8 protein-coding genes are annotated in these 9676 nt (G+C 70.0%); all 8 read right to left on the bottom strand.

Annotated elements, in window-relative coordinates; all coding sequences use genetic code 11:
* Position 1: 1 nt before the first annotated feature.
* Positions 2 to 355, bottom strand: a complete 354-nt coding sequence (locus ABT245_RS05935; RefSeq protein ID WP_351729125.1) for a hypothetical protein — start codon at positions 353 to 355, stop codon at positions 2 to 4.
* A gap of 43 nt (positions 356 to 398) precedes the next feature.
* Positions 399 to 890, bottom strand: coding sequence for a YbaB/EbfC family nucleoid-associated protein (locus ABT245_RS05930; RefSeq protein WP_351729122.1), 492 nt, complete (start codon positions 888 to 890; stop codon positions 399 to 401).
* 19 nt (positions 891 to 909) lie between these two features.
* Positions 910 to 4515, bottom strand: coding sequence for an AAWKG family protein (locus ABT245_RS05925; protein ID WP_351729120.1), 3606 nt, complete (start codon positions 4513 to 4515; stop codon positions 910 to 912).
* 77 nt (positions 4516 to 4592) lie between these two features.
* A complete protein-coding gene (locus ABT245_RS05920) occupies positions 4593 to 5105 on the bottom strand; it encodes a type VII secretion system-associated protein (protein WP_351729117.1) in 513 nt (170 codons plus the stop codon).
* A 144-nt stretch (positions 5106 to 5249) separates the two neighbouring features.
* The gene (locus tag ABT245_RS05915; RefSeq protein ID WP_351729114.1) at positions 5250 to 5570 is read right to left on the bottom strand and encodes a WXG100 family type VII secretion target; all 321 of its coding nucleotides are present in this window, start codon (positions 5568 to 5570) and stop codon (positions 5250 to 5252) included.
* 61 nt (positions 5571 to 5631) lie between these two features.
* Positions 5632 to 6009: a hypothetical protein gene (locus ABT245_RS05910; RefSeq protein ID WP_351729111.1), complete on the bottom strand. Its 378-nt coding sequence runs from the start codon at positions 6007 to 6009 to the stop codon at positions 5632 to 5634.
* A 336-nt stretch (positions 6010 to 6345) separates the two neighbouring features.
* Positions 6346 to 7935, bottom strand: a complete 1590-nt coding sequence (eccB, locus tag ABT245_RS05905) for a type VII secretion protein EccB (RefSeq protein ID WP_351729109.1) — start codon at positions 7933 to 7935, stop codon at positions 6346 to 6348.
* A gap of 129 nt (positions 7936 to 8064) precedes the next feature.
* Positions 8065 to 9465: a type VII secretion integral membrane protein EccD gene (gene eccD, locus ABT245_RS05900; protein WP_351729107.1), complete on the bottom strand. Its 1401-nt coding sequence runs from the start codon at positions 9463 to 9465 to the stop codon at positions 8065 to 8067.
* Between the last annotated feature and the right edge of the window lie 211 nt (positions 9466 to 9676).

Genomic DNA, 9676 nt, shown 5'->3' with positions numbered 1-9676 from the left:
GCTAGCCTCTTCGGCCGCCGTCCCCGCCGCCGTACTCGCTCGACTGCTCGCCGATCGCGTCGAGGATCCCGTCCTGGGTGCCCTTCGTGCTCTGCAGGTTCATCAACGTCGCGTCACCGGTCCGTTCGAGGGCCTCGCCGAGGGAGTACAGGGTGCCGCTGGTGGAGTCCCGGTTCTCCACGAAGTTGCTGAGGATCTTGTGCCCGTTCTCGTCGTCGCCGGTCCAACTGGTGTCGGCCATGACGCTGTTGAACTGAGCCAGGATGCTCCAGGCGTACGAGCCCAGCTCCGTGATGAGGGCGCTGCCCTGGTGGATGCGCTCGGGATCGACCTCGAAGGAACTCTCGTCACCCACGTCTGCCTCCTGGCTCTCGATCGGAATCCGGCGGCGACACCGCTCACCGGTGGCGCCGCGCCCCGTCTGCCGGGCCGACCGCGTCGTCGTCCTCGTCGATCTCGTCGCGCAGCCGGTCGTTCGCCGTGCGCTGCTCCGGCTCCCCGGGCAGCGCATCGGCCGCGGGCCCGACGAGCCGGTCCCAGTCGATCTCCATGCCGGGCAGTTCGGGCAGCGTCGCGCTCGGCCGGGTGAGCGGTTCGAAGAGATCCCGTACGGCGCGGGCGAAGTGCGAGCGCGCCTCCTGCACCGTGTCCAGCACGGCGTCGGCCAGTTGCGCGGGGGGCATGGAACGGTACTTGCCGTCCAGGAACCTCAGGCCCGTCAGCTCGCCCTGCGCGCCGACGGTCACCTCCACCGAGCCGTCCTTGGACACCACGGTGGACGAGAAGGCGCCCATCCGCCGCTCGGCCTCCGTCACGGCGGCCTGTACGGACTCCAGCTCCGCGTTCGCCTGCGCGAGCCGCTTCTCCAGCCGCTCGATGTGGTCGCTCATCGCCGACCCCACCCTCCTGTCATCGTCCGATCACCGCGGGTGTCGTGCCCTCGTCGGTGCCCCAGACGTCCTCGTCCTCGGCCACCCAGGCCACCCGCTCGCGGTCGCCGCTCTGGGTGGCCCGGCCGCGCTGCGCTGGCGGTGGCACCGCGGGCACCAGCGGCGCGCCGGAACGCGTGGTGATCACGTCCTCCTCCACTTCCTCCTCGGGCGTCGCCGCCGCCCGGTTGCGGCCGGCGGCGGCCTGCGAGGACGTCGAACCGCGCCGCATGGCCGTCCTGCTGACCCGGGGGCCGGGACTGGACCGCTCGCGCTCCGTCGGGGACTCGCCGCCGCCGCGCATGCCGCCCATCGGCGGCATCATCGGGCTTCCGCCCCCGCTTCCGGAGCCGCCCGCGCCCAGCGCGCCGGAGCCCGCGCCGCTCTGGTCGCCCTGCGTGAACGGGTTGCCGGAGCCGGTCCCGTCGTAGCCGGTGGTCGATCCGGAGTGCGACGCGGCGGCCGCGTCGTCGTACGCGTAGCCGTCGGATGCCCCGTCGCTCCCGTACCCGGACGAGCGACCGCCCCCCGACCCGGGGCCCGACGAATCCCCCTGGGTTCCGGGGATCGAGGGGTAGGTGGCGTGCGAGCCGGACGACGAGTGCGGCGTGTTGACGTCGACGTGCCCAGAACCGTCGCTCGGGTAGCGGGTGTCGATGTGGGACCCGGAGCCGGAACCGCTGCTGGAGTGGTGGGGGCCGCCGACGGTGGTCGATCCGTCCGACCTGGTATGCGTGCTGGAACCGTCCGGAGGCGTCACAGTGGTGTGGCCGTCCGGAGACGTCACGGTGGTGTGGCCGTCCGGAGACGTCACCCGCGTACTGCCGTCCGGCGAGGTCACCGTCGTACCGCCGTCCGGCGTGGTCACGCTGCTGCTGCCGTCCGGATAGGTCGTGGTGATCCTGCCGCCCGGGTCGGTCACCTGCACGCTTCCGTCGGGCAGCGTCACCCTCGTACTGCCGTCCGGCGAGGTCACCGTCTTGCTGCCGTCCGGCGAGGTCATACTGCTGCTGCCGTCGGGGTGGGTCGTGGTGACCCTGCCGCCCGGATCCGTCACCTGCACGCTGCCGTCCGGGAACGTCACCCGCGTACTGCCGTCCGGCGAGGTCACCGTCTTGCTGCCGTCCGGCGATATCACCGTCTTGCTGCCGTCCGGGCCCGTCACCGTGACCGTGCCGTCCGAGGACGTCGTCGTACGGCCGCTCGGGCCGTCCACGCTCGTCGAACCGTCCGGATGCGTGGTGATCTCACCGCTCGGACCCGAAATGGTGGTCCTGCCACCCGGGGAGGTGGTGATCTCACCGCTCGGACCGGAAACGGTCGTCTTGCCGCCCGGGGAAGTGATCTCGCCGTTCGGGCCCGTCGTCCGTACGGAGCCGTCGGGGGCGGTGACGGTCATGGAGCCGTCCGGCTTGGTGACCGTGACGGTGCCGTCGGGGCCGGTCTGGGTGACCGTTCCGTCCGGGCCGGTGGTCACTTCGCTGCCGTCGGAGTAGGTGGTCGTCTCGCTGCCGTCGGGGTTCTGGACGGTGACGCCGCCGGTGCGCCGACGGGAGCCGTCGGAGGAGCGGTCCGCCGGCTGCGAGGAGGTGACGAAGCTGCTGGTGGGTCCGAGCGGAACGCCGGACTGGTGGTTGCCGCCCTGGAGTTGGTCGTTGGCGTCGCCGATGATGGAGCGCGCCTGTTTGCCGGCCTCGTCGACGGCCTTGTTGGCCTGGTCGTTCGCCGCGTCGATCGCCGACTTGGCGTCGGAGTTCGTCCTGTCGGCCGCGTTGTCGGCCTGGGCGTGCGCGTTCTGGATGGCCTTGTCGGCCTCGGAGTTGGCCTTGTCGATGGCCGACTTGGCGTCGGAATTCGACTTGTCGGCCTGGTTGTTGGCCTCGTCGATGGCCGACTTGGCCTGGTTGTTGGCGTCCTTGGCCGCCTTCTCCGCGTCCGCCTTGGCCTTCTCCGCCGCCTCGTTCGCCTTGTTGACGGCATCGTCGGCCCTGCCGTTGGCTTCGTCGACGGCCTTTTCCGCCTGCTCGCCGGCCTTCTTGATCGCCGCCTCGGCCTGCTCCCTGGCCTTGTCCGCCGCCGCGTTCGCCTTGTCGATCGCGGCCTGAGCCGCCTTGTTCGCCTTGTCGATGGCGTCCTGGGCCGCCTTGTTCGCCTTGTCGATGGCATCCTGGGCGCCGTCCTTGCCGCCACTGCCGGAACCGCTTCCGCCCGACCCGCTGAAGAAGTCGGTGACCTCGGGTTCCAGCACCTCGTCGATGATGCGCCGGGCCGCGATGAAGGCGTTGTTGACGCTCGACAGGGCCTTGTTTGCCGTGGGAGCCAGGTGCTCCTCGACGCCCTTGTTCCAGGACTCGACCGCCTTGGTGCCCAGACCGGCCCACGTGGAGACGTCGTTGAGGTAGCCGAGCCCGGGGATGACCTGCTCGGCCTCGGGCCTCAGGACGTAGAAGTGCGTCGTCGTCTTTGTGTCCTTCCAGCTGCCGGAGCCGCTGGTGTTGCCCCCGTAGTACGTCGACTCGGTGCCCTCTTTTGTGCCTTTCACGGCGAACCTGGCGTTGTGGTTGTAGGCCCAGGTCTGGGCCGACTCCAGCATCGAGAACAGGATGCCGTAGGGGCTGCCGAGGCCCGGCAGGAACTCCACGGGGTCCTCGCCGGTGCTCAGCGCTGTCCAGTCGGCGTTGGTTCCGCTCTCCCAGTCGGTCCACGCCTGGTACAGGTCACGGATCGCGGTGAAGACGGCGTTGCCGGCGCCCAGGATCGCGTCTCCTTGCAGGCTCGACGACGCGTAGTAGTCCCACATCGACTCGTGCTTGGCGGAGAAGCCTTTGGGATGCATCTGGTCGGCGAACCCGCTGTAGTTCTTGTGCAGTCCGTCGATGAGCTCGGCGAACACCTCGGCCGCCTTGCCCTTCCAGGCGGCGGTGTCCTTGCCCATGGACTCCTTCCACTGCTTGAGCGTCTCGGCGTGGTCCATGAAGAACTTGGCCACCCGGTCGTACGCCTGGGCCGTCCTGGTGAAGGACTCGAAGTCCATGGCCCGGGACACGTCCACCGTCACGCCGTTGGACTCGAAGTCGATGTTGTTGTGGCTCGTGATACCCCGGTAGCCGAGCTGGTACAGAGCGCTCCCCGCGCCCTGGACGTACTGGCCCATGGCGTGCTTCATCCCGACCAGAGAGCTGCTGTCGTACTCGTTCCAGCTGAACGGGTTCAGGTAGTCGAGCTTGACGTCCGCACCGTTCGGACCGACGAAGTCGATGACGACCTTGCGGAGCCTCGGGTAGATCTTCTCCTTTAGCTCGTCCTCGGAGTAGTCGTCGACATCCACCTTGTCCGGGTCCTCCTTGCCCGGCAGGAAGAAGTGGATCACGAAGTCGTGCCCGTCGACATCCGGTCCCGAGTAGAGCTGGTACGCGCTCTCCGTCATCTCCATGAACTCGCGGTCCTCGATCTTGACCGAGATCAACGGCGCGTTGCCGTTCGGCTCAAGGCCCTTCACGTCGTCGAACATGCCGTGGCGCTTGGGCATCTTGTAGCCGGTGAACGACTCGACGGCTCTGGCCCAGTGATCGGATTCGTCGGCCATGGAAGGACTCCCGGAGGTGGAACCGGTGGGTGGGGTGAGGGGGAGAGAACGGGAGGGCCGCAAGGGCCCGGAGTACGTTACTTGTCGCCGCCCTTGCCGCCCTTGTCGCCGCCCTTGCTTCCCTTGTCGCCGTCCTTGTCGCCGGACGAGTCCCCGTGATCACCGCTGCCCGAATCGCCCGAGAAACCGGTTTCGGACAGGATCTCGGAAAACTTGTCCGCCCCGATCTTGCCGAGGTTGTCACCCTGGGTCTTAAACAGCTCCTTGACGGTCGTGCGCAGTGCGTCATCGATCTCGTCGAACGTGTCCTGCTGTCCCAGCAGGACGGTGACGACCGTCTCGATGTTCTTCGCCAGCGCGTCGGCGAAGCTGGCGCCGGACACGAGGTCGTCGTCTTCGATCGTCCCCATCACGAGCGGCTTGCCCGCGTGGATCGCCCCCACGGTCTTCTCGGTGGTGACGCCGTCCGCCAGGTCCCGCATGGACGGGTCGCCCTCAAGGATCTGCTTGAGGTCTCCGATGAACGTCGCGAGGTCCCCGTCGATGAACGACTGGAGGGACGTCTTGTCCAGGTGACTCAGGTCCGCCATGGCTGTTTCCCCTCTTACGGATGTCCCCGGCACCGCGGCGACGGCAGCCCGTACGTGCCGTGCATGGCGTGTGTGCCGTCGTGGTACCGCCTCCGGCCGACGGCGCCCTGCTGCTGCCGGAGGCGGTGGCTCTCACGACACGGCTCACCTGCCGATGGACACCTCGGACCAGAGCTGGCTCAGGTTCTGCTCCGTGTACCGGTAGTTGTCCGAGACGTCGGTCAGCAGGTCGGCGTGCGAGTTCAGCAGCTGCTGCATGGCGATGACAGCGTTGTCCCATGCCTTCTGCTTCTCCTCGTAGACCGTCGCGTCACCACCCCACCAGGTCTGCTTGAGCTCGCTCAGCTCCATCTCCAGGTTGCTCAGGGTGCCCTCGATGGCCCGGGTCTGCTGGACCATGTCGTCGGCGGCGTTGCTGACGGGGTTGTACTCGACGTGGATGTAACCGTCGTTCAGGTCGGACATGGGCGATCCTCATCTCGTGGGGGTGCCAGTGGGGCGGGACCGGCGGTGACCGCCGCGGGCATCAGCCGACGGGGGAGGTGGCGGGCTTGATGGCCCCGGAACTGGACAGGGCGTCGAAGGCGGCCTCGCTCGCGCCGAACGCCTGGTCGATGGCCTCGTTGCCGGAGCCCTGGGCCAGGTTGTGCTGCACCAGGCTCTGGTTGAGCCTGTCGATCATTTCTTCGAGGTTGTTCAGGATGATGACCACCTGGTCGTCCCACAGGTCGAGCAGCCTGCCGTAGGCGCCGCCGTCCGACCCCTGGTAGGACTTGGACAGGCTGTTCTTGGTGCCCTCCACGTCCTGAAGGATGCGCTGGACGCCGCTGTACGCCTGCTCCAGCGCCAGGATCCCGCTACGGGTGGACGATTCCGATGACTGCTGTCCGCCGGTCTCGCTCATGTTGCCCCTTCCCTGCTCCACGGCGCCGCCTCCGGCCCACGGCTGGTCGAACCGTCGCACCGGCCGAACCGCGGTGCGGCGCACGTTGGTTCAGATACCGACGCAAAGGACCGGAGGAGCTTCATGACTCGTTTCCCGACCGCTTTGATTCGCTGCCAGCCTAAAGAGTGTCAAATTCATGGCGCAACAGTTCTTGGCTCTTGACGCACAAGCATCAATACCAACTCCGCCCCTATTCACCTCCCCTTCACCTTCCGGTATCCAATGAGACATTTGATGAGCCAAATGCGCCCTCTTTAGCGGGAGTTGGTGTCACCGTGTCCGTTGGAGTCGGTGTCACCGCTTCTGCTCGGTCCCCTCGGGCCTCTCGGGTGATTCCGACTGCCGGCCCGGTGCCGGCGATGCCCCCGTCCGCGGTCCGAAAGCTCCGCAGCCCGCGCCGTCCGGTGCGCTGCGCGCGCCCGCGGCGGTGACCGCGACGGCCGCGTCCGCCGCGTCGAGGTCCGGCCCGGTCGGCAGCATCGACAGCAGCAGCGAGGGCACGGTCCGCACCTGGTCGTCGCTGTAGCCGAGGGCCGACCCGTCGCGGTCCGTGGGCACCCGGTACTTCACCCCGGTGTCCGTGACCAGGTACCGGCTGCCCCCGGCCTCGCCACCGGCGGCGCTGCTCGCCCGGACCAGTGCGCCACCGCCGGGTTCGACCACGACCCCGTCAACGGTCAGGCACGCCACGGAAGTTGGAGTGGCGGGTCGCTGGGCGAGCGGGGTCAGGGCGCTCTCGGCCACCACCGCGACGCCCACCCGCACCCCGGTTCCGGCCGTGGTACCGGGCGTCACGGCCACGCAGGCCCCCTGGTCCTCCTGGACCGCCGCGAGGGTGGGCGGCGACTTCGGCAGTGCCTCGGCGGAGCCGGCCAACGAGCCGGTGTCCGTGCCGCCGGCCGCCAAGTGGCCCTTGAGAGCGCCCGCTTCCAGCTGCCGCGCACTCGCGGGGCCACCACCGTACGCGTCCTTGGCGGTGTCCGGATCGCCGAGCTGCAACGCCGCCTGGGTGTTCGTCAGCGGCACCAGGCCCTCGCCGCGCAGCAGGTAGTACTGGGTCCGCGCGGATCCCGGCACGCTGGTGCGGAAGACCTGCCCGATCCGGGTGTCGAGCCCGCCGAGCGACGGGCCGGGCTTGCCGCGGCCCGGCACATCGGCCGAGGCCAGGTCGGGACCGGCCGGCAGGGCGTCGATGAACGCGGCGGAGACCTCACGGGGTTCGGCGGATCCGTAGCCGAGGCCCTCCAGGGCGCTGCTGCCGGTGTCGATCCGCAGTCGCATGCCCTGCCACACCAGATAACGGTTCCCGGACGGGTCGGCCACCAGCAGCGCACTGCCGGTGGGCAGCGGGCGTTCGGTGGCGCCGGAGGCCACGGAGAGCACGGTGGCGTCGGTGCCCGCGCCGTCCTCGGGCGCCGAACACACCAGCCAGGGGCGGGAGTCGGCGAGCGCTCCGGCGTCCGGCAGTACGTCCGGAGCGCCGCTGATGCCGACGGCGGCGCCGCGCGGGGTGTGCCGCAGCGACTCGGTGCCGACCGCCGTGGTGGACATCCCGCCGCCGCTCGCACCGGCGAGCAGCATCGCGGACGCGTAGTTCAGCACGGGGCGCAGCTCGCCGTCCTGGTAGAAGTAGCGGGCACCGGTGTCCTTGTCCACGATCAGGGTCCCCGAGGCCCGCCAGGAGTTGATGGTGGACGGGGATATCAGGCCGTAGACGAAGGCGCCGGCCGACACCAGCAGCGCGACGACGATGCCGATCGCCAGGCCCCGGTTGGTGCGGCCGACGGGGCTCTCCGGCGCGTCCAGGTCGGTGCGCAGCAGCCCCGAGGTCAGCCGCCCCATGACGAACATGTGCGCCTGGACCTGGTCGCGTCTGTTCTGCACGTCTTGCTCCCTACGGGAATCGGGCTCAGGAGGTGGGCGGCTCGGAGTTCATCCGAGGTTCAGGAGCCGGGCGTCGAGAAGCCGGCGGGGGGCGGTCGGCGTTGCGGAGCCGGACGTCCACGAGGGGCGTCACAGGTCCAGCGCCCGCAGGAACCCGTACACGCCGAGGATCCACAGGGCCAGCGGCAGCAGGCTGATCGCCGCGGCCGAGTGCAGCAGTTCGGCGGCCCGGCCCCAGTACGGCACCAGCCGGCGCCCCGGCACCGTCCAGGACGCGATGGCGCACGCCGCCGCCGTGGCGAACAGTCCGATGAGCAGGGCCGGCCGGGAGCCGGGCGAGAGCGCCAGGGCCGCGGACACCACCAGGCCGGCCACGCCGAGCACGCCGGGGCCGATCAGCGCGAGCCGCTGCCAGGAACTGCCCATGCCGCGGCCGTGCAGCAGCAGAAGCAGCGAGAGCCCGGCGGCCATGCAACCGCCGGGCCAGCCGAACGGCCGGACCAGGGCGGCGATGCAGGCCACGCTGAGCAGCCCGGCGGACGCGAACAGCGCGGTCATCCACACGTCGGCGACCGCGGTGCGGGCGGCCACATCGGCGCTGGGGTGCGGGTCGATCCCCTGCTGGAGCTGCTGGGCGTTGGTCGGCAGCGGTGGGGTGCGCAGACCCGAGAGCCGGAAGGACAGCGCGGGGGTGAAAGCCCCGAACAACACGGTGACCAGGGCGGTCACACCGGCCGCCTGCTGCGGCGTCAGGTCGAGCAGGACCAGCAGCAGCCCGCCGAGCGCGCCGCCCACCGCGAGCGCGGCCATGGCCAGGAACAGCGGGGTGAAGGCCGCCACCACGGCGAGCGCCAGCACCGCGCCGCCCGCCGCGGCGGCGGACGCGGCCAGCAGCCGTGCGCCGAGGACCTGGTCGGCCTGGCCGCCCTGGAAAGTGCCGCCGGGCAGCAGCCAGCCCGCGTGCGTCCAGTACACGGTGGCCATCACGCCCAGCGCGGCACCGGCGCCGGCGTCGCCGACGGCCCGGCTCGCCGAGGCAGCGCCGGCGAGCATCAGCAGCCCGCCGGCGAACAGGATGCCTACGCGCAGCGGGAAGTCCATGCCCGGCAGGGCGAGCAGTACCGATCCGGCGGCCAGCGCGGTGACCGTGAGGCCGATCAGCACCCGCCGGCTCACCGTCGGCGTCCAGGCGAACGGGCGGCGTTCCATGGTGGTGGCGATGCCGTCGACCAGGTCGTCGAAGTGCGGCTCGGGCAGTGCGTCGGCACGTGGCCTCAGATGCAGGGTCTCGCCGTCGCGGACCCCCGTCTCGTCGAGCGTGGCCTCCTCGTCGAGGGGCGCGCCGCCCAGGCGTTGGAGCACCCAGCCGCCGTGTTCGAGGCCAGCCTCCTGGGTCTCTTCGCCGGCGTAGTCGAGCAGCGCGGGCAGCAGATCGGCCACCGGGACGTCGCCGGGTACGGCCAGGTCCATGGACTTCTCGGGTGCTCGCACCGTGATCCGGCACAAATGTGCCACCGTGCTGTCGGTCAAGGCTCGCTCGTCTCTCCGAATTGTGGGCAAGGGGCCTTCGGGCAATGAGGATGGAAGAAACCTTGTGGCAGTGGGGGTGCCGGGACCGACGCGCGAGATCGGCGTCTGGAATCGGACGGCTGTACCCTACAAAATCATTTCCGGTCCCGCCCGGGGTGGCCCGCCCCGAGACATCCGCTCCGGGAAATCCACCTGCTGGAGAACCCACCGC

It is taken from the genome of Streptomyces sp. NPDC001508, from assembly GCF_040298665.1.
Taxonomy (GTDB): Bacteria; Actinomycetota; Actinomycetes; order Streptomycetales; family Streptomycetaceae; genus Streptomyces.
The sequence above is the reverse complement of the archived record's forward strand: the minus strand, read 5'-3'. Positions and strand labels throughout refer to the sequence as shown.